At 35.1% G+C, this 19,638-nt stretch carries 19 protein-coding genes and 2 tRNA genes; 10 read left to right on the top strand and 11 right to left on the bottom strand.

Translation table 11 applies throughout. The features are described 5' to 3' along the window. Positions 1-366 precede the first annotated feature (366 nt). From AB674_RS01610 to AB674_RS01600, 3 genes are all read left to right on the top strand, one after another. A complete protein-coding gene (locus tag AB674_RS01610) occupies positions 367-1,083 on the top strand; it encodes a pirin family protein (RefSeq protein WP_047773241.1) in 717 nt (238 codons plus the stop codon). Between the two features lie 174 nt (positions 1,084-1,257). Continuing rightward, positions 1,258-1,488, top strand: a complete 231-nt coding sequence (locus AB674_RS01605) for a (4Fe-4S)-binding protein (RefSeq protein ID WP_047773240.1) — start codon at positions 1,258-1,260, stop codon at positions 1,486-1,488. Between the two features lie 119 nt (positions 1,489-1,607). Continuing rightward, complete coding sequence (locus AB674_RS01600) at positions 1,608-2,141, top strand: YceI family protein (RefSeq protein ID WP_047773238.1); 534 nt, start codon at positions 1,608-1,610, stop codon at positions 2,139-2,141. 313 nt (positions 2,142-2,454) lie between these two features. Here AB674_RS01600 and AB674_RS01595 read toward each other — a convergent pair whose 3' ends face one another. After that, positions 2,455-3,321 (bottom strand): AraC family transcriptional regulator, encoded by an 867-nt coding sequence (locus AB674_RS01595; protein WP_047773236.1) that lies wholly within the window; start codon positions 3,319-3,321, stop codon positions 2,455-2,457. Between the two features lie 95 nt (positions 3,322-3,416). Between AB674_RS01595 and AB674_RS01590 the strand changes: the two genes are divergently transcribed. Together AB674_RS01590 and fabD are read left to right on the top strand one after the other, a co-directional pair. After that, positions 3,417-3,779 (top strand): hypothetical protein, encoded by a 363-nt coding sequence (locus AB674_RS01590; RefSeq protein ID WP_047773234.1) that lies wholly within the window; start codon positions 3,417-3,419, stop codon positions 3,777-3,779. Positions 3,780-3,852: 73 nt separating this feature from the next. Further along, complete coding sequence (gene fabD, locus AB674_RS01585; protein ID WP_047773233.1) at positions 3,853-4,728, top strand: ACP S-malonyltransferase; 876 nt, start codon at positions 3,853-3,855, stop codon at positions 4,726-4,728. Positions 4,729-5,073: 345 nt separating this feature from the next. Here fabD and AB674_RS01575 read toward each other — a convergent pair whose 3' ends face one another. From AB674_RS01575 to AB674_RS01550, 5 genes are all read right to left on the bottom strand, one after another. Then, complete coding sequence (locus AB674_RS01575) at positions 5,074-5,271, bottom strand: hypothetical protein (protein WP_047773230.1); 198 nt, start codon at positions 5,269-5,271, stop codon at positions 5,074-5,076. Between the two features lie 392 nt (positions 5,272-5,663). Next, complete coding sequence (locus AB674_RS01565) at positions 5,664-5,858, bottom strand: hypothetical protein (RefSeq protein ID WP_047773227.1); 195 nt, start codon at positions 5,856-5,858, stop codon at positions 5,664-5,666. Between the two features lie 242 nt (positions 5,859-6,100). After that, the gene (locus AB674_RS01560; protein ID WP_047773226.1) at positions 6,101-7,006 is read right to left on the bottom strand and encodes a DMT family transporter; all 906 of its coding nucleotides are present in this window, start codon (positions 7,004-7,006) and stop codon (positions 6,101-6,103) included. Between the two features lie 100 nt (positions 7,007-7,106). After that, complete coding sequence (gene galE / locus AB674_RS01555; RefSeq protein ID WP_047773224.1) at positions 7,107-8,120, bottom strand: UDP-glucose 4-epimerase GalE; 1,014 nt, start codon at positions 8,118-8,120, stop codon at positions 7,107-7,109. 38 nt (positions 8,121-8,158) lie between these two features. Then, positions 8,159-9,289, bottom strand: a complete 1,131-nt coding sequence (locus AB674_RS01550; RefSeq protein ID WP_047773222.1) for a DegT/DnrJ/EryC1/StrS family aminotransferase — start codon at positions 9,287-9,289, stop codon at positions 8,159-8,161. Between the two features lie 138 nt (positions 9,290-9,427). Between AB674_RS01550 and AB674_RS01545 the strand changes: the two genes are divergently transcribed. Further along, entirely contained in the window at positions 9,428-10,657 is a 1,230-nt protein-coding gene (locus AB674_RS01545; RefSeq protein WP_047773220.1) for a 3-deoxy-D-manno-octulosonic acid transferase, read from the top strand. A gap of 348 nt (positions 10,658-11,005) precedes the next feature. After that, entirely contained in the window at positions 11,006-11,230 is a 225-nt protein-coding gene (locus tag AB674_RS01540; RefSeq protein WP_017497763.1) for a hypothetical protein, read from the top strand. Between the two features lie 485 nt (positions 11,231-11,715). On the opposite strand, the gene AB674_RS01535 is transcribed toward AB674_RS01540, so the two are convergent. The 4 genes from AB674_RS01535 to mutS all read right to left on the bottom strand — a co-directional run bounded on the left by AB674_RS01535 (position 11,716) and on the right by mutS (position 15,200). After that, the gene (locus AB674_RS01535) at positions 11,716-12,108 is read right to left on the bottom strand and encodes a hypothetical protein (protein ID WP_047773218.1); all 393 of its coding nucleotides are present in this window, start codon (positions 12,106-12,108) and stop codon (positions 11,716-11,718) included. A gap of 163 nt (positions 12,109-12,271) precedes the next feature. Beyond that, positions 12,272-12,357, bottom strand: a tRNA-Leu gene (locus tag AB674_RS01530). A gap of 14 nt (positions 12,358-12,371) precedes the next feature. Then, positions 12,372-12,444: transfer RNA gene (locus AB674_RS01525), tRNA-Gly, on the bottom strand. Positions 12,445-12,593: 149 nt separating this feature from the next. Further along, positions 12,594-15,200, bottom strand: coding sequence for a DNA mismatch repair protein MutS (gene mutS / locus AB674_RS01520; protein WP_047773217.1), 2,607 nt, complete (start codon positions 15,198-15,200; stop codon positions 12,594-12,596). A 160-nt stretch (positions 15,201-15,360) separates the two neighbouring features. Between mutS and AB674_RS01515 the strand changes: the two genes are divergently transcribed. Together AB674_RS01515 and AB674_RS01510 are read left to right on the top strand one after the other, a co-directional pair. Next, positions 15,361-15,780, top strand: a complete 420-nt coding sequence (locus AB674_RS01515) for a DUF1573 domain-containing protein (protein WP_047773212.1) — start codon at positions 15,361-15,363, stop codon at positions 15,778-15,780. Positions 15,781-15,857: 77 nt separating this feature from the next. Then, positions 15,858-16,394: an RNA methyltransferase gene (locus AB674_RS01510; RefSeq protein WP_047773293.1), complete on the top strand. Its 537-nt coding sequence runs from the start codon at positions 15,858-15,860 to the stop codon at positions 16,392-16,394. Between the two features lie 160 nt (positions 16,395-16,554). On the opposite strand, the gene folK is transcribed toward AB674_RS01510, so the two are convergent. Beyond that, complete coding sequence (gene folK / locus AB674_RS01505) at positions 16,555-17,685, bottom strand: 2-amino-4-hydroxy-6-hydroxymethyldihydropteridine diphosphokinase (RefSeq protein ID WP_047773211.1); 1,131 nt, start codon at positions 17,683-17,685, stop codon at positions 16,555-16,557. A 136-nt stretch (positions 17,686-17,821) separates the two neighbouring features. Here folK and sppA point away from each other — a divergent pair, with 136 nt between their 5' ends. Continuing rightward, positions 17,822-19,579 (top strand): signal peptide peptidase SppA, encoded by a 1,758-nt coding sequence (gene sppA, locus AB674_RS01500; protein WP_047773209.1) that lies wholly within the window; start codon positions 17,822-17,824, stop codon positions 19,577-19,579. Positions 19,580-19,638 lie beyond the last annotated feature (59 nt).

Below are 19,638 nucleotides of genomic sequence, written 5' to 3'. Positions count from 1 at the left end.
CAATTTTGTCATACTGAGGAACGAAGTATCTTCACGAGATAATCCGTAAAGTGTAGCTCAACAGTATCGATTCAGCAAACACAGATCCATCGTTCCTCAGGACAACAAACAGTACGGAGTTTCTCATGCGCTTTCTCGACTTTGCTCAGAAATGACAAATTAAAATTACTCTTCACTCTTATTACACATAGTCGCAAAGTTCCCCTCCTCAGAACCTTTGTACCTCTACCCCTTTAAACCTCCCATAAAAAAACTCAGAAACTTAGCCACTCAGAACCTCAGAACCTTTTCTTAATCTACATTAAGTACATTTCATCTATGTCCGTCGTAAATTTGTACTATAAAAATAACAAAACACATAGCATCATGGAAAATATAGTATTACACAAAGCAGAAACAAGAGGGAATGCAAATCACGGATGGCTAAATGCTTATCACAGTTTTAGTTTTGCAAGCTGGTACAATCCGGAAAGAGTTCAATTTGGAGCATTGCGTGTTTTGAATGATGATACGATTGCAGGCGGAATGGGCTTTGGAACACACCCACACGACAATATGGAAATCATCACTATCCCGTTGGAAGGTGATTTAGCGCACAAAGACAGTATGGGTAACACCGAAATCATCAAAAATGGTGATATTCAGGTAATGAGTGCAGGAACCGGAGTACAACACAGTGAGTTTAATCCGAATGCTGATCAGCAGACTAAATTATTGCAAATCTGGTTGTTTCCAAACCAAAGAAATGTTGATCCACGTTATCAACAAATCTCTTTGAATGTTGAAGACAGACATAACAAATTACAACAAATCTTATCTCCAAATGCAGACGACGCAGGAGTTTGGATTCACCAGGATGCCTGGTTCCATATGGCCAACTTTGACGCTGGAATCGCAACAGAATATCATTTAAAAAAAGAAGGTAATGGCGTTTATGCTTTTATCTTAAAAGGAAATGTAACCATCAACGGACAGGAATTAAACTCCCGTGACGCTCTTGGAATTACCGATTTTGAGACTTTAAACATCAAAGCAAATACTGATGCTGAGTTTCTTTTAATGGAAATTCCGATGAATTATTAATTCGCATAAGTAATAAACAAATCCACACAACAAGAGGTAATATTTTGAATTTCAATTTATTACCTCTTTATTTTTTATCCAAAATTTCATAAAGCCCGAAAGAAAGATTAAATTTATAGTAGAAACTGATCGGACTTCAACAAAGTAGAAATAACCACTCTAAAATGCTCAATTATGGATCCAAATGACCTTACAAAAGAATATACGAATGGTGAAGTAACTATCGTATGGCAATCCGGAAAATGCATTCATTCTGCCAATTGTGTAAAAAATAATCCCGATGTTTTTCACCCAAAAGAAAAACCGTGGATACAAGCTGAAAATTCAACCACTAAAAAAATTATTGAAACCGTAAACAAATGTCCATCCGGAGCTTTGACTTTTTACCTGAACAATAAAGACTGATAATCAAAAACTTAATCTATTGTTTTCATTTCTTAATCTAGGTTAAGTGCCCTTCGTTTACTCTCAGCGTAACTTTGCCTTATCAAAATGAAACTATTACAATTTAAAAAAATAAAATTATGGCAACTACAAAATGGTCTATTGACCCAACACATTCACAAATTGGTTTTAAAGTAAAACACATGATGTTTACAAATGTTTCAGGCAAATTCGGAACTTACGATGCAACCGTTACAACTGATGATGAGAATTTCGAAAATGCAGATATCGCTTTTTCCGCAGACATCGCTTCAATTGATACCGCAAATGCAGACAGAGACGGACACTTAAGAAGCGGCGATTTTTTTGATGTTGAAAACCATCCAAAATTAGCTTTCAAATCTTCTTCCTTTAAAAAAGTTGATAATGGTGAATATGAGATCACGGGAGATTTAAACATCAAAGGAGTTTCTAAAACAGTAAAATTTCCGGTAGAATTTAGCGGTATCATGACCGATCCTTGGGGAAATACAAAAGTAGGCTTAAATATCGAAGGAAAAATCAATCGTAAAGATTGGGGATTAAACTGGAATTCTGCCCTTGAAACCGGTGGTGTATTGGTTGGAGAAGAAGTTAAACTAAACATCGAAATTCAATTGGCAAAACAAGCATAATTTGAATTAATCTGATTAATGAGAGGCTCTGTACTATAAGAAGTACAGGGCTTTTTGTTTGACACGAATTACACAAATTTTCACTAATTGTAAACTGAGAAACTAAAATTTAACTCTTATTACTTCAGGAAATTCATGGCAAACATCCTCTTTTTTGTCATTTCGAAGAATGAGAAATCACACTACAAATTCACGCACAGTTTGCGGAATATTGGATGTGATTTCTCATTCTTCGAAATGACAATCTTTGCGCAATAAAAAACCACAACCAACGAATCAATTCGTGACAATTCGTGTAATTCGTGTCAAAAAATCAACGTCCCGTATTATTCCTAAACTCCGTCGGAGAAATTCCGGTTTGTTTTTTAAATACTCTCGAAAAATAAGAGTAGTCTTCATAACCAACAGCATATGCCACCTCGTTTACAGCTAATTGTTTATCGATCAGCATTCTTTTTATTTCAAGAATTACGCGATCCATAATTACTTCGGTTGCTGTTTTTTGCAAAATCTCGTTACATATTCGGTTCAAATGTTTTAAAGTAATATGCAATTGGTCCGCATAAAAAGAAGGCAACTTCTGAGTTTTAAAGTACTTTTCAAGAAGCAGCTCGAAAGCACTAATTTTAACATTATACGAATGCGCCTGACGTGAGTAAGTTTCACCATATTTGCGAGCAATTTCGATATGAATACAATCCAACAAATTGAGCATCTTGTCTAATTGCAATCTATGATTTTGACTGTTTTCCTGAATCAGCAGATTAAAATAAGGCAAAATTTTAGATGATTCTTCCCCTTCAAAAAGAACCTCCGGCTGATTGAGAATCGAATTGTAAAAGTTGTAGTCGTTTATCTTTTTCTGTCCGAAATACAGATTATAAAGTTCCTGTGAAAAGATAATCACATACCCCTCAATATCTTCCGACAAACTCCAATGGTGCATTTGCCCTGGTTGCAAAACAAACAAACTACCCTTTTTTATTTCAAAACGATCAAAATCAACTTCGTGAATTCCCGATCCGTTAGTAAAAAAAACCATTAAATAAGAATCGTGACGATGCGGCTCTTCTACGAAACTGTGACTTTTTAAATGTTCCTTGAAAGTATTGACATAAAAATCACGGTGAATATCGTTACAACTAAAATTCTGAACGCTATAAACAGGGTATTTTTTCATAACAAATGTCTTTATTGTGCTATAAGTAGCGAAGATATAAAAAAGGTTTCAATAGAATCTAAAATACCTTTGTATAAATAAAAAACAACAAAATCATGTCAAGTACACTAGTCCATATTTTGAAAAATGAATGTCCGAATTGTCATAAAGGAAAAGTATTCAAAGACAAAAACATATTCCTAAATATCGGTTTTCCAAAAATGAATGAATACTGCGGTCATTGTAATTATAAGTTCCAAAAAGAGCCAGGCTACTTTTTTGGCGCGATGTATGTAAATTACGGACTGACGGTTGCGCAAGGAATTGCTACTTACTGTATTGCACAATTTTTCTTTGAAAAGACATTTGATCTGAGAATTATTCCCATCATTGCGGTTGTAATTACTTCTTTATCATTTTTCAACCTTCGTTTTTCCAGATTATTATGGATTTATATGTTTAAGGACTATACAAGCTAAAAAAATGTTATTTTTGCCTTTCAATTGAAACTAATTTTCAATTCCAAAAAAATTCAATCTTTAAATTAGACAAATGAAAGCATACGTATTTCCAGGTCAGGGTGCACAGTTTACAGGAATGGGCAAAGACTTATATGAAACATCGGCTTTAGCCAAAGAATTATTCGAAAAAGCTAATGAAATTTTAGGTTTCAGAATTACAGATATCATGTTTGAAGGTACTGCCGAAGAACTAAAAGAAACAAAAGTAACACAACCTGCCGTTTTTTTACACTCGGTTATTTTAGCCAAAACTTTAGGCGAAGATTTTAAACCCGAAATGGTTGCAGGACATTCTTTAGGAGAATTTTCTGCATTGGTAGCTAATGGAACATTATCTTTTGAAGATGGACTGAAATTAGTTTCTCAACGTGCTCTTGCGATGCAAAAAGCATGCGAAATTACACCTTCTACAATGGCTGCCGTTTTAGGTTTAGCGGATCATGTTGTTGAAGAAGTTTGCGCTTCTATTGACGGTGTTGTCGTAGCTGCAAATTACAACTGCCCTGGGCAATTAGTAATCTCAGGAGAAACCACGGCTGTTGAAAAAGCTTGTGAAGCAATGAAAGCTGCGGGAGCAAAACGTGCTTTGATTTTACCTGTTGGAGGAGCATTCCACTCACCAATGATGGAACCAGCAAGAGAAGAATTAGCTGCAGCAATTGAAGCCACAACATTCGCAACACCTATTTGTCCGGTATATCAAAACGTAACAGCTAGCGCTGTTTCTGATGCCAATGAAATCAAAAAGAACCTGATCATTCAATTGACTGCTCCTGTAAAATGGACACAATCGGTACAACAAATGATCGCTGACGGTGCTACTTTATTTACTGAAGTTGGACCAGGAAAAGTATTAGCCGGTTTAATTACTAAAATTGACAAAGAAGCAGTTACTGCTAATGCTTAATTTTTAGTTTTCAGCTTAAAATAAAAATCAAAAAATCCCAAATGAATTTGATCATTTGGGATTTTATATTTCTATAGATTTTTTGCTTCAATACAATAATTATTCAGGATACCTGTAATCAAATAATTTTGCTTACTCTTTTCAAAAAAAACATACCAAGTTGTACGAGAATTAGTTTTACAAAAAATATAATTAGAACCTAAATGTCGAAGCATTGTTGGCGTTTTCTTATTCGGAAAACTTGAAATCCCAGAAACAATAAAAGCGACAATTTCATCCACATATTTCTGTGCAGACTGAGGAAAACCAAATGATCAAAATACTCAAGAACATTGTTCTCAAAAATTATTTTTCCCAAGGATATGCTTTTATTCTCTTAAACATTTCCTTTTTAAATTCCTCTGGAGTCAACCCGTTTGCAAACTCGGCATCAAAATCAAAAGTATCTCTGTCTATTCCTTCAAATTCTGGTTTTAGAACTTCATATTCTACTGCTGGTTCTTCGACTTTATTGTCCTTTATTTGTTTTTTCTTCGCATTCATAATAAAAAATTTCACCTAACCCATTTATACCAAATCAAGATATACCAACTTATCGATTAATCAATTGGAAATTTATATTTCTACAGATTTTTTGCTTCAATACAATAATTATTCAGGATACCTGTGATCAAATAATTTTGCTTACTCTTTTCAAAAAAAAACATACCAAGTTGTACGAGAATTAGTTTTACAAAAAATATAATCAGAACCTAAATACCGAAGCATTGTTGGCGTTTTCTTATGTAGACCCTTTTGTATTTTTTCCGGAACAGCATCGTAGATATTAGAAACATATCTTTCTGCTGCATCTACAGAGCCGAAATACTCTTTTTCATACAACGTAACAACTAAATTATCAAGATATCGAATAACGCCTCGTGTAAAAACAAATTCTATTTTCCCCACCACTCTCTAATTCCCCTAATTGATTCTGCCTTTGCTTCCTCCGGAGTCAACCCGTTTGCAAACTCAGCATCAAAATCAAAAGTTGTTCTGTCTATTCCTTTAAAATCGGTTTTCTGAACTTCATATTCTACTGTCGGTTCTTCAACTTTATTGTCTTTTATTTGTTTTTTCTTCGCATTCATGATCTCTTTTTTTATTCCAATAAATTTACAACAAACTAATCGGTCCAAAAGATTCCAATTTATAAATGTGTGGTTTTAATCTCTATTTGTTATTGACCGTAGAGACGCACTGCAGTGCGTCTCTACAAATGCGTCTCTACAAATGCGTCTCTACAGATGCAGTGCGTCTCTACAAATGTGGCGAAGATGCACTGCGGTGCATCTTCTACGAATTCGGCGTGTCTTCTATCCGTATTCCTTTTTTATTTTATGTGATTTTCTTTCTTCTTATAATTAATAATAAATACACCTAAAATAATAAGCACTGTAGCGATGATAAAGTCAACTGTAATTTTTTCATCTAAAATCAACCAACCCAGAAAAACAGCTATAATTGTGTTGATGTAAGACAAAATAGAAACTTGTACAGCTGTAACACGTTTTAAAGCATAATTATAACAGAGAAAAGCAATTACAGACCCAAAAACAGACAGATATAAAGAAGCAAAAATACTTCTTGAACTCCACAAACTTATATCTGGATTTGGTGAAAAAATAAAAGCTAAAACCAATTGTATACAAGAAGCCATCGTAAACTGATAAAACAAATTGAGTGCAATATTACCCGATTTATAAGCATGCGTTTTGGTATAAATCGTTCCGGCTGCCCATGCTAAAATTGCCAACCCCATAAACAGCACTCCGATTTTATAATCTGCATCCAAAAACGACCCGAGCCCCTCTTTGAATATAAAAACAACTCCTGAAAATCCAATTATAACCCCAACGAAGCCTTTTAAACTTGCTTTTTGTAATCCAAACAAAATACTACCTATAAAAATAAGTATTGGAGACATGGCACTAATCACAGACGCTAGTCCGCTGGGTAAAGTCTGTTCGGCAACGGTTGTAAATCCGTTCGCAATTACAATCATTAAAATAGACGGAACCAGTTGGTGTTTTAAATTTTTCCAGCCAATCCATTTCAGTTCTTTTTTAAACAATAAAACGGTCATAATCATCAGTCCCGCCAATCCTTGACGAATAGAGGTTACAAACCAGGGCGGGATTGTTTCTACAGCAACCCTAATTCCTAAAAATGTGGTGCCCCAAACAACTCCAACCGTTGCTAAGGCAAAAATTAACTTATAATCTAAATTTTGTTTCATGTAATTAAATGCCTTTTTTTTAAATAAAAAAAATCCCAAATTACACTTCGATAATTTGGGATTTTTCAATGTAGATGCACTGCAGTGCATTTTTACACCATTATGATCGTACTTTTTGTTCCCATTTCCAGGCGCTTGCCATGGCTTCATCTAACGTTAACTGTGCTTTCCATCCCAAAACATTATTTGCCTTGTCTGTATTTGCATAAGCCTCTGTGATATCGCCCTCGCGGCGTGGCATAATTTTATAAGGTAATTTTTTATCACTGACTTTTTCAAAGCTATTAATCACTTCAAGGACAGAACTTCCTTTTCCTGTTCCTAAATTAAAAGTCTCTACTTTAGACAGATTCTTTTTATTGAATAAACGCTGTAAAGCAATAACGTGTGCTTTTGCCAAATCAACCACGTGAATATAATCCCGAACCGCCGTTCCGTCCGTCGTTGGATAATCATCTCCAAAAACAGATAACTCCTGACGCAATCCGATACCGGTTTGTGTGATAAAAGGCACTAAATTCTGAGGAACTCCAATTGGTAACTCTCCAATCTCTGTCGAAGCATGAGCTCCAACCGGATTAAAATAGCGCAACAGAATAGCACTGATATTCGTTACTTTAGCCGTATCTGTTATGATTTCTTCTCCTATTTGCTTGGTATTTCCATAAGGAGACATTGCGGTTTGGACAGGAGCATCTTCTGTAATCGGCATTTTTTCGGCTTGACCGTAAACCGTACAAGAAGAACTAAAAATAAAACTGGCCTCCGGTTTTTGTTCCAATTGTTGTAACAAATACACCAAAGTGCTGATATTGTTTTCGTAGTACAAAAGTGGATTTTCAACACTCTCGCCCACTGCCTTTGAAGCCGCAAAATGAATAACCCCAGTAACGTCATTGTGTTTTTTAAAGAAATCCTGGACTTTGGACTTCTCCCGTAAATCTATTTTTTCAAACAGCGGAAGTTTTCCCGTAATTTTCTCAATTCCTTTTAAAACATCTTCTGAAGAATTAGAAAGATCATCAATTATTACAACTTCAAAGCCTTCATTTTGCAATTCGACTACTGTATGTGATCCGATAAATCCTAAACCTCCCGTTACTAATACTTTCATTTTGTGGTTATTTTATATGGCTAATAATTAAGTTTACTCTATTTCAAAAATTCAATAACACTATCTGTAATAAATTTAATCTGTTCGTCATCTAATTCCGTATGCATCGGTAAAGCGATTACTTCCTGCACTAATTGATTGGTAACAGGAAACTGCTCTTCTTTATAACGAACATCAACATACGCTTTTTGTGAATGCAAAGGAATTGGGTAGTAAATCGCACAAGGAATCCCTTTGTCCAACAAATGTTGCATTAAACCATTACGGTCCGCATCAATAACTCTTAAAACATACTGATGAAAAACGTGATCGTTTTGATCCGCATCAAATTCCGGAGTTATAATATTTTTATTCCCTGCAAAAGCAGCGTTATATTTTGTTGCAGCCAAACGACGTGCTGTATTATATTCGTCCAATAAAGGTAATTTCGCATTTAAAACAGCGGCTTGGATACTGTCTAAACGTGAATTCACACCCACAACATCGTGGTGGTAACGCTCGTACATTCCGTGATTTACGATTCCGCGGATAATGTGAGCCAATTTATCATCGTTTGTAAAAATCGCTCCACCATCTCCGTAACAACCTAAATTTTTAGACGGGAAAAATGAAGTAGCAGCCACATGACCAATTACTCCAACTTTGCTTTTTACTCCTGACTTAGAAATATAATCCGCTCCAATTGCTTGCGCATTGTCTTCGATTACATACAAATTGTGCTCAGCAGCAATTTCCATGATCGCATCCATATTAGCAGCACGTCCGAATAAATGTACCGGAACAATTGCTTTTGTTTTTGGAGTAATTGCATTTTTAAGCGCTTCGATATCAATGTTCATATTATTCATATCAACATCAACCAAAACCGGAGTCAATTGCAACAAAGCAATCACCTCAACTGTAGCAGCAAAGGTAAAATCTGCTGTAATAACCTCATCACCTGGCTTAAGATCTAATCCCATCATAGCAATTTGCAAGGCATCTGTTCCGTTTGCGCAAGGAATTACATGTTTTGCACCTAAATAGTCTTCCAGGTTTTTTTGAAACTGATGAACTAATGGTCCGTTTATATAAGTATTTGTATCTAAAACTTCTTGAATCGAAGCATCAACTGTAGTTTTTATTTTCTCGTATTGACTCTTTAAGTCAACCATTTGAATTTTTTTCATTTATCTTTCTTTATTTTAAAACTTAAGATTTGTTTTTGGAATTCAATCTTCAAAACGAAGAACAAAAATAGTTATTTAATACCTTCAAACAATGAAAAATAATGGAAAGAAACGTATTTTAGCACCAAAATTACACACATGCTTTTTCTATACAATTTAGTCGTTTATCTTGCTACGTTTTTTCTGAAAATTGTTTCCTTATTTAGTCCGAAAATTAAGCTTTTTACAGAGGGAAGAAAAAACGTCTTCACGATATTGGAAGAAAAGATAAAACCCACAGACAGAACAATTTGGTTTCACGCTGCCTCACTTGGAGAGTACGAACAAGGCCTTCCTGTTATTGAAAAAATCAAAGAAAAATACCCTTCGCATAAAATCATTGTTACCTTCTTTTCCCCTTCCGGATACGAAGTGCGTAAAAATAACACAGTAGCAGATGTTACCCTATACCTGCCTTTAGACACCAAAAGCAACGCTAAACGTTTTTTAAAACTAGCACATCCCGAACTGGTATTTTTTATCAAATATGAATTCTGGCTTAATTACCTGAAAGAACTCAAAGAAAACAAAACACCTACTTATTTAGTTTCCGGAATTTTCAGAGACAGTCAGATGTTTTTTAAATGGTATGGAGGATTTTATCGCAAAGCCTTAAAAACATTTACTTACTTCTTTGTACAAAATCAAAGTTCAAAAGAAAAGATAGAAGCTCTTGGCTTCCACAATGTGATTGTTTCCGGTGACACTCGTTTTGACCGTGTGAATGCTATTTTAGAAAGAGACAACACCCTTGATTTTATTGAGAATTTCAAAAACAATCAAACCACAATTGTTATCGGAAGTTCATGGCCAAAAGACGAAGCCTTATTAGCCGAATACATCAATCAGGCTCCTGAAAATGTAAAATTCATTATTGCCCCACATAATATAAAAGCAGATCAGATCGCGAACCTCACGGCTCAAATCACGAAATCAACTGTCCTATATTCTGAAAAAGAAAACAGCGACCTATCTACTTACAATGTCTTTATTATTGACACAATAGGCCTATTGACCAAAATATATAGTTATGGAACGATTGCCTACGTAGGAGGCGGATTTGGAAACCCGGGTATTCATAACATTCTAGAACCGGCTACTTTTGGTATTCCAATTGTGATTGGTCCAAACTACGCTAATTTTGCGGAGGCTGTACAACTGGTAACACTTGGAGGTTGCACCGTTATCAACAACAAAGAGGAGCTAAAACAAAATCTGGATCGTTTGATCTCGGACGAAACCTATTATAAAGAAAAAGCACAAATCTGTAAGTCGTTTATTCAGGACAATAAAGGAGCTACAAACAGCGTTATGGAAATCGTTTCGTAACGACTCCGATTAACAAAAACTAAATTTTGAGTCGTAAATCATAAAAAATACTTTCAAAAAAGGGCATCAATCTATTTGGCGATTATTAAATAATCATCAAAAAGCAAAATAAACCACAATGAAGACCATAAAAAGCACCCTTTTTCTTATTGAATATGCAGCGATCGATAATTTACGCAAAATATACCACAATACAACACAATTTAACTATTTTGGCATATTTTTTGATAATTAAGATAATCGTGAGCGATGAAAATATTTTAAAAAAAAAATAAAAAAATATTTTACATATTAAAAAATTTATATCTTTGCCACGAATTAATAATTAACCTTTTATAATAAAGTAAGATGAAAAAAGTATTTTTAAGTTTAGCTGTTGTTGCTGTTTTAACTGTTGTATCTTGTAAAAAAGCTGACGCTGCAGCTACTGAAGCTGTAGATTCTACTGCTGTTGCTGTTGATTCTGCTGCTGCTGTAGTTGATTCTGCTGCTGCAACTGTTGATTCTGCTGCTGCAAAAGTTGATTCAGCTGCTGCAAAAGTTGAAGAAGCTGCTGCTCCTGCTAAAAAGTAATTCTAAATTACTCAAAAAATTAAAAAGCTATCTTTTAACAGATAGCTTTTTTTTATGCCCAAAAACCAAGGTTCTTGGAAATTCCAAAATTTTGAAATTCCAAATTCCAAATCTTGAATTCCAAGCTTCGCTTTGAATTTTAAAACAGAACAAGAACACCTTATAACAAAAAAGGATTAAAGACCGTATTAGATCTTTAATCCTTTTTTGTTATTATATATTTCTCAAATCACTATAGAGGAACCTACCTTTAAAAACACCCCTTCATTCAACCCAACACCACACCACTATTATTAACTATTTCCAATACAGGTCTACAAGCCCTATTTTCCAACAATCTTGTCATTTCGAGGCACGAGAAATCGCATCCAATATTCCACACAGTGCGCGCTCAGCGTGTGTGATTTCTCATTCTTCGAAATGACAAAAACAAGCCTTTAAAAAAAGTTTCAAAAATTGGAATTTGGAATTTAAGATTTGGAATTTTAATTCTCCATCATCTCTTCATCCAAAACTTCTTCCCCTTCCTCTTCGTCTTCAAAAATCGATTCACTTGATGAGAAGTCCAAAATCTCAGATCTTGAGCCGTACGTAACAATCTCCTTGATTCCTTTTTGTAAAAGCAATTCTGTCGTGTATTTACGACTTGTTGCAAAATGAAGCTCCCCTAACATCAATTTAAAAAAATACTTTCCTCCTGAGCCTTTAAATTTTAAAAACTTAGCCTGATCCATATTTGCTTTAAATTTCTCAATATCTTCTTCGCACTCAAACTTCAATTCATAACTCAAACTCGTAAATATCACTTTTCCCTTTCTCGAAGTAAAAACAAATTTATACTCGTCGTTAAACCGCTTACTAATTACAAAGGCACCCATTTTTTGATTGTTGATTTTAGATTTTAGATTATTGATTGCTGACTTTGATTTTTGATTACCGAATTTAGATTACCGGATATACAAAAAATCACTTTATCATCTCACGTTTAAAAGACATGAGTTTAGACCATAAAAAAAGCCCCTTCAAAAGAAGAGGCTTTAGTACTCAGAGCGGGACTTGAACCCGCACGAACATTGCTGTTCACTGGATTTTAAGTCCAGCGTGTCTACCAATTTCACCATCCGAGCATTATATGGTTTTGAGCGAAAAACGGGGCTCGAACCCGCGACCTCGACCTTGGCAAGGTCGCGCTCTACCAACTGAGCTATTTTCGCATTTCACATTCTAATAAGAACCGCAATACTTGACTTGTTCTGTATTGCGGTTGCAAATTTAGGACATTTATTGAGTTATACAAGCGTTTTTTGAAAATATTTTTCACTTATTTTATAACTTTCTGATAACCTAATCTTTAAATATGAAATTATTTTTTCACTAACATTCTTTTAATCTCATTAAGCTTCATTAACGCTTCAACCGGTGTAATCGCATTGATATCAAGCCCCATAATTTCTTCTTTTATCTCTTCTAACAAAGGATCATCTAAATTAAAGAAACTCATTTGCATTTCTTCTTCTCCGGATTTGATTCCGTTTAAAGCATCACTGGAATGATTCTTCTCTAATTTCTTCAATAACTTCTGTGCTTTCAAAATAACAATTTGCGGCATTCCCGCCATTTTCGCTACATGAATACCAAAACTATGTGCGCTACCGCCTTTTACAAGCTTTCTAACAAAAAGAACGGTATCTTTTAATTCTTTTACTGCCACATTATAATTCTGAATCCTCGGCAATGATTCCGTCATTTCATTTAACTCGTGGTAATGCGTCGCAAATAACGTTTTTGGTCTTGCCGGATGCTCATGCAAAAACTCCGCAATAGCCCACGCAATAGAAATACCATCGTACGTACTGGTTCCTCTACCAATTTCATCAAGCAACACCAAACTACGATCTGAAATATTATTCAAAATAGAAGCCGTCTCATTCATCTCTACCATAAAAGTCGATTCCCCCATCGAAATATTATCCGATGCTCCTACTCTCGTAAAAATTTTATCCACGATCCCCATTCTCACACTGTCTGCCGGAACAAAACTTCCCATTTGAGCCAGCAATACAATTAAAGCCGTTTGTCTCAAAATAGCCGACTTACCAGACATATTGGGTCCGGTAATCATAATCAATTGTTGGGTTTCTCTGTCTAAGAAAACATCATTGGCTATATAAGGTGTTCCAACCGGTAATTGTTTCTCGATAACCGGGTGTCTACCGTTCTTAATTTCCAACTCAAAAGTCTCATCAATTTCAGGACATACATACTGATTCTCTATAGCAAGTTGCGTAAACGAACACAAACAATCTAATTGCGCCACCAGATAAGCATTCATCTGAACCGGCTTTATATAAGTCGAAATCCAGGAAACCAACTTCTCAAAAAGATCCGTTTCGATTTTATGAATTTTCTCTTCCGCACCTAAGATTTTTGTTTCGTACTCTTTTAATTCTTCGGTAATATAACGCTCTGCATTTACCAAGGTTTGTTTACGAATCCATTCTGCCGGCACTTTATCTTTATGTGTATTTCGAACTTCAATATAATATCCGAAAACATTATTGAATGAAATCTTCAACGAAGAAATTCCTGTTCGCTCTGATTCTCTTTTTTCAATACCTTCTAAATATTCTTTTCCGGAGGTTGAAATCGCTCTTAAATCATCTAATTCTTCACTGATGCCTTTTGCAATTACATTTCCTTTTGCCACGGCAACAGGCGCATCCTGGTTTAAAGTAGTTTTAATTTTTTCTCTTAACAAATCACAGGCATGCAGACTGTCTCCAATTACTTTTACCGCTTCCTGAGGACTATCAAGTGCCAAAGTTTTGATTGGAATAATAGCATCCAGCGATTCTTTAAGATACACAATCTCGCGCGGTGAAATTTTCCCTGTTGCTATTTTTGAAATCAAACGCTCCAAATCTGAAATCTGTTTGATTTGATATTGAATGTCTTGCAGGACTTCCTGATTTAATTTCAAATAAGAAACCACTTCATGACGGCCTTTTATTTTAGTACTATCTTTTAAAGGAAGTGCCAACCAACGTTTCAACAAACGTCCTCCCATTGGCGAAAGGGTTCTGTCAATAACATCCAGAAGCGTAACTGCATTTGGATTATAACTGTGGTATAATTCTAAATTTCGAATGGTAAAACGATCCATCCAAACATAAGCATCTTCTGCGATTCGTTGAATTGTTGTGATATGCTGTACGCGGTTGTGTTGTGTTTCCGACAAATAATACAACACCGCTCCCGAAGCAATAATCCCTTCTTTCAACTCTTCGATACCAAAACCTTTTAGTGAAGAGGTTTGAAAATGCTTGGTAAGGGTCTCTAAAGCATAATCTTCTTTATAAATCCAGTCTTCCAGATAAAAACTATGAAAAGTTTCTCCGAAAGCCTCCTTAAAATCATTTTTATTATTCTTTGGAACTAAAACCTCACTTGGACTAAAGTTCTGCAATAATTTATCAATGTACTCTGCATTTCCCTGCGCTGCTAAAAATTCACCAGTAGAAACATCCAGAAAAGAAACTCCGATACTGTTTTTAGCAAAATAAACAGAGGCCAAAAAGTTATTTGTTTTAGACTGTAAAACCTCATCGTTTAAAGAAACACCCGGAGTCACCAATTCGGTAACACCACGTTTCACGATTGTTTTAGTCATTTTAGGATCTTCCAACTGATCGCAAATTGCTACACGAAGTCCTGCCTTTACTAATTTTGGCAAATAGGTATTAATAGAATGGTGTGGAAACCCTGCCAAAGCCGTTTCGGTTTCAGAACCCGCACCTCTTTTTGTTAGTGTTATACCCAGAATTTTAGAAGCTCTGATGGCGTCTTCTCCAAAGGTTTCGTAGAAATCTCCTACTCTGAAAAGCAAACAGGCATCAGGATATTTTCTCTTGATTTCATTGTACTGTTTCATTAAGGGTGTTTCCTTCACCACTTTCTCTTTCGCTGCCAAATTATTGTATTTTAAATGAAAAAATTTATGACAGCGAATTTATGCTATTTTAAAGAAATATCGAAGAGCTTCAAAAATTAAAATATTTTAAGCTTTTTTTAAGCGCACATATAAGAATTTTATCTAGATTTGTTACTAATTAAATAAGACCCTAAAAAAGATGAAAAAAATAATTTTAATCGCAATGTTGACTGTAGTTGGAATTACAGCTTCTAACGCTCAAAGTACTAAGAAAAAAGCAGCTAAAGTTGAAGGAGCTGGAATGGCTTTCGAAACGGAAACAATTGACTACGGGACTATCGCTCACAATGCAGATGGAAAACGTGAGTTTGTTTTTGTAAACAACGGAAGTAAACCACTTATCATTACTAACACACAAGGATCTTGTGGTTGTACGGTACCAACTTCACCAAAAGAGCCAATCGCTCCGGGTGCAAAAGGTACTATCGGTGTAAAATACGCTACTGACAGAGTTGGTGCTTTTACAAAAACGGTAACGGTTACTTCTAATGCTGAAGGACAACCAACAAAAGTACTTACCATTAAAGGTACTGTTTTACCAGATCCGGTTAAAAGCTAATCTGAAAAACAATTTAAAATAATCGAAAAAGCTTCCTTATCTTTGGAGGCTTTTTTTATGACCTGAATGCAATGCAAATGAGAAAACTTGAAAATAGTGAACTAGACCGAAAATCAATTGAAGATTTTAAAGAATCCAAAAAAACACCACTGATTTTAGTATTGGATGATATTCGCAGTTTACACAATATAGGATCTGTATTCAGAACCGCTGATGCTTTTTTGATTGAAAAAATAATCCTGTGTGGTATTACCGCTACTCCTCCCAACAAAGAAATTCACAAAACCGCTCTTGGCGCTACCGAAACTGTAGCCTGGGAACATCATGAAAATGTACTGGAGGTTATTGAAAACTTAAAAAAAGAAAACGTACTGACACTTGCCATCGAACAAGTAGAAAGTTCTGTTTTTCTTCAGGATTTTGAAGTAAAGAAAGATCAAAAATACGCCTTGGTTTTCGGAAATGAAGTTTACGGAGTTGCTCAGGAAGCTGTTGCTCTTTGCGATGGCTGTATCGAAATTCCGCAATTGGGAACCAAACACTCTTTAAACATTTCTGTAAGTGCCGGAATTGTGGTCTGGGATTTGTTCCAAAAACTTAGCTGGCCAAAATAGATAATGTGGCAATTTGATAATTAGATAATGTGCCAATTTGGAAATGTGTCAATTTGATAATGTGTCAATTTGATAATGTGTTAATTGAAAATGTGTTAATTGGATAATTGCCATGTTTACCACGTTCAGAATAATTATCAACTTGACACATTATCTAATTTTAGATCTTCTTCCGAATTTCATCGAGAATAAAAAGGTAGTCTTCGTGTTTTTTTACAAAATCGCGGTCTGAGACATCAATAATCAGAACATTCAAATCTGTTTGTGATTTAATATAATCCAAGTAACCGGTGTTGATTTTATCTAAATATTCGGCCGAAATATTTTGCTCGTAATTTCGTCCGCGTCGTTTGATATTTTCCAGCAGTCGGCCTGTATTCTGATACAAATACACATACAGATCGGGCTTTTGCATTTCTTTGTAGATGATATCAAATAAGTTTCTGTACAAACGATATTCATCTTCAGCAAGTGTGATTTTGGCAAAAATCAGCGATTTAAAAATATGATAATCGGCTACCACAAAATCTTTAAACAAATCAAATTGAGCCAAATCATCTGATAGCTGCTGGTATCGGTCTGCCAGAAAAGACATCTCTAACGGAAAGGCATATCGATTTTGATCTTTATAAAACTTAGGTAAAAAAGGATTGTCTGCAAAACGTTCTAAAACGGTTTTAGCATTGAAATCTTCCGCTATTTTATGTGATAAAGTCGTTTTTCCTGCCCCGATATTGCCTTCAAAAGCAATATAATTAAACTTCTCAAGCGGAATATCTCCCAACGGGTTTTTCAAATCCTGAACAACAGTACAAACACTATCGTCCGGTGTAATTGCAATTAATTCGGATATGGTTTTCTGAAAAACAGGATGCTTCCAATCTAATTTCAAATCCTGCATGGGCAGCAATACAAATTTTCTGTTTTGCATTAACGGGTGCGGAATCTGAAGTTTTTCCGACTCAATAATTTCATCGTCAAAAACAATCAGATCAATGTCAATCGTACGGGCTTGATATCCTTCCTGATTTCCCCTGATTCGTCCCAATTGTTTTTCTACTTTCAGCACCTGATTAAGTACTTTCTGTGCAGAAGCATTGGTGTGCAAAATAAGAGCACAATTATAAAAAGCATCACTTTCAAAACCCCAGGCAGGTGTTTCATATAGCTTTGAAACCTGAATTATGGTCCCTACTTCCTGATGTATCAAACGAATACAATCTTCGATGTTTGCTAAACGATTTCCTTCGTTACTTCCTATAGATAATACGACCTGATGCTGTGATTTCATAATAAATGCAAATTAACTAAAACTATTTTAGAATTAACAATATATTTGTAAAACGAGTTCTCAATTTAATTCAGAACTTGTTTTTAAAACTTGTAACATATTGCCTCTTATCGCTACTTATTAAAAAAACATATTTATGAAATTTCTAGGAAATGTAATTGCCACTGTGATTGGTATTTTTGTATTCATTATGCTATTCTTTTTTGGAGTACTTCTAATTGGAGCTATTTTTGGAGGAAGCGAAACCGTTTCTGCCAAAGCTGATTCTGTTATCGAATTAGATCTGAGAAAAATCAGAAATGACTATGCCGGAAAATACAAAGACCCTTGGGTTACCGTTTTTTCAGACCAAAAAGATGTTGGTTTAAGTGATGTTATTAACGCCATTGAAGCCGCTGAAGCTGACGATAATATTAAAGGTATTTCAATCTTAAACGATCAATCTTCGTTGGGACTTGCGCAATGTAAAGATTTAAGGAATGCGCTTGAAAAATTTAAAAAGTCAGGTAAATTTGTTTGGGCTTATGCTAATACTTACTCTCAAAAAGAATATTATTTAAACTCCGTTGCCAATACGGTTTATCTAAACCCTGCGGGAGATTTAGATTTTAAAGGTCTTTCGTCTGAAATCATGTTTTTTAAAGATTTTCAAGACAAATCCGGTATTCATATGGAAGTGATACGCCACGGAAAATACAAAAGTGCTGTTGAACCCTTTTTAGAAAACAAAATGAGCGATGCTAACAGAGAGCAAGTAACCGCTCTTTTAAATTCGATCTGGTCAACGATTTCGAACGACATCTCAAAAAGCAGAAATATACCGGTAGCCAAACTAAATGAAATTGCAAACGGTCTCTTAGCAAGAACACCGGAAATGGCCAAAGCACAGCACTTAGTTGACATTGTCGCTTATGAGGATGTTTATCATAATGCCATCAAAAAAGCATTAAAAGTTGCTGATGATGAAGAGTACAACAAAATCTCGATCTTAGATTACACACAAAATAACATTACAACAGCTTTAGCGAATACCTCTAGTGATCAGATTGCTATTATTTACGCTCAAGGCGAAATTCAAAGCGGTGAAGGTGATGTTACAGTAATTGGTGAAGGATCCATGCGTCGTTCTTTGCAGGAAGCCCGAAAAAACAAAGACGTTAAAGCTATTGTTCTTAGAATTGACAGCCCGGGCGGAAGTGCTTTGACTTCTGATTTGATCTGGAGAGAAATTGAAATTACCAAAAAAGTAAAACCTATTGTAGTATCTATGGGTAATTACGCGGCATCCGGCGGATATTACATTGCTTGTAACGCAAATAAAATTTTTGCTGAGAGCAATACAATAACCGGTTCAATTGGAGTTTTTGGAGTATTACCCAATTTCACGCCCTTAGCAACTAAATTAGGGATTAATACTGAACAAGTAAAAACACACGAAAATTCAGCCAATTACAGTCCGTTTGTGCCATTAGACGAAAACTTTAAAGCCTTTACCTTAGAAGGTGTAGAAAACATCTATAAAACTTTTGTAACACGCGTAGCTGAGGGTAGAAAAATGACTTTTGCTCAGGTAGATGCAATCGCTCAGGGAAGAGTGTGGTCCGGTAGTGAGGCTATAAAAATTGGTCTGGTTGATCAAATTGGCGGACTAAACGCCGCTATTGCGGAAGCTGCTAAAATTGCTAAAATAAAATCATACAGCACACAGAATTATCCGGAGTACGAAAAATCATTTGATGATTTATTATCCGGTCTGCCTTTTGCAAAATCAAAAGAAGCTTTCATAAAAGAAGAAATTGGTGAGGAAAATTACAGGATTTTAGAACAGGTAAAAAGATTCCAAAAACAAAAAGGAGTTCAGGCTATGTTGCCTTACGGAATAAACATTCAATAAAAGAAACTTGTTGCGTCTATTTTTTTTCAACACATAGAATCAATAGTCTCAAAAAGACG

Origin of the sequence: Flavobacterium sp. ABG, assembly GCF_001027725.1 — a bacterium.
GTDB classification, from domain to species: Bacteria; Bacteroidota; Bacteroidia; order Flavobacteriales; family Flavobacteriaceae; genus Flavobacterium; species Flavobacterium cupriresistens.
Note: the sequence above shows the minus strand (reverse complement) of the source record. Positions and strands in the feature narration are given on the sequence as shown.

Coding starts and splice junctions, on each gene's coding strand:
- AB674_RS01545 (WP_047773220.1), top strand. CDS start 9,428: ATGCTTTTTCTATACAATTTAGTCGTTTATCTTGCTACGTTTTTTCTG.
- AB674_RS01560 (WP_047773226.1), bottom strand. CDS start 7,006: ATGAAACAAAATTTAGATTATAAGTTAATTTTTGCCTTAGCAACGGTT.
- AB674_RS01515 (WP_047773212.1), top strand. CDS start 15,361: ATGAAAAAAATAATTTTAATCGCAATGTTGACTGTAGTTGGAATTACA.
- sppA (WP_047773209.1), top strand. CDS start 17,822: ATGAAATTTCTAGGAAATGTAATTGCCACTGTGATTGGTATTTTTGTA.
- AB674_RS01510 (WP_047773293.1), top strand. CDS start 15,858: ATGAGAAAACTTGAAAATAGTGAACTAGACCGAAAATCAATTGAAGAT.
- AB674_RS01535 (WP_047773218.1), bottom strand. CDS start 12,108: ATGGGTGCCTTTGTAATTAGTAAGCGGTTTAACGACGAGTATAAATTT.
- AB674_RS01565 (WP_047773227.1), bottom strand. CDS start 5,858: ATGAATGCGAAGAAAAAACAAATAAAAGACAATAAAGTTGAAGAACCG.
- AB674_RS01595 (WP_047773236.1), bottom strand. CDS start 3,321: ATGAAAAAATACCCTGTTTATAGCGTTCAGAATTTTAGTTGTAACGAT.
- fabD (WP_047773233.1), top strand. CDS start 3,853: ATGAAAGCATACGTATTTCCAGGTCAGGGTGCACAGTTTACAGGAATG.
- AB674_RS01550 (WP_047773222.1), bottom strand. CDS start 9,289: ATGAAAAAAATTCAAATGGTTGACTTAAAGAGTCAATACGAGAAAATA.
- AB674_RS01575 (WP_047773230.1), bottom strand. CDS start 5,271: ATGAATGCGAAGAAAAAACAAATAAAGGACAATAAAGTCGAAGAACCA.
- AB674_RS01600 (WP_047773238.1), top strand. CDS start 1,608: ATGGCAACTACAAAATGGTCTATTGACCCAACACATTCACAAATTGGT.
- folK (WP_047773211.1), bottom strand. CDS start 17,685: ATGAAATCACAGCATCAGGTCGTATTATCTATAGGAAGTAACGAAGGA.
- AB674_RS01605 (WP_047773240.1), top strand. CDS start 1,258: ATGGATCCAAATGACCTTACAAAAGAATATACGAATGGTGAAGTAACT.
- AB674_RS01610 (WP_047773241.1), top strand. CDS start 367: ATGGAAAATATAGTATTACACAAAGCAGAAACAAGAGGGAATGCAAAT.
- AB674_RS01540 (WP_017497763.1), top strand. CDS start 11,006: ATGAAAAAAGTATTTTTAAGTTTAGCTGTTGTTGCTGTTTTAACTGTT.
- AB674_RS01590 (WP_047773234.1), top strand. CDS start 3,417: ATGTCAAGTACACTAGTCCATATTTTGAAAAATGAATGTCCGAATTGT.
- galE (WP_047773224.1), bottom strand. CDS start 8,120: ATGAAAGTATTAGTAACGGGAGGTTTAGGATTTATCGGATCACATACA.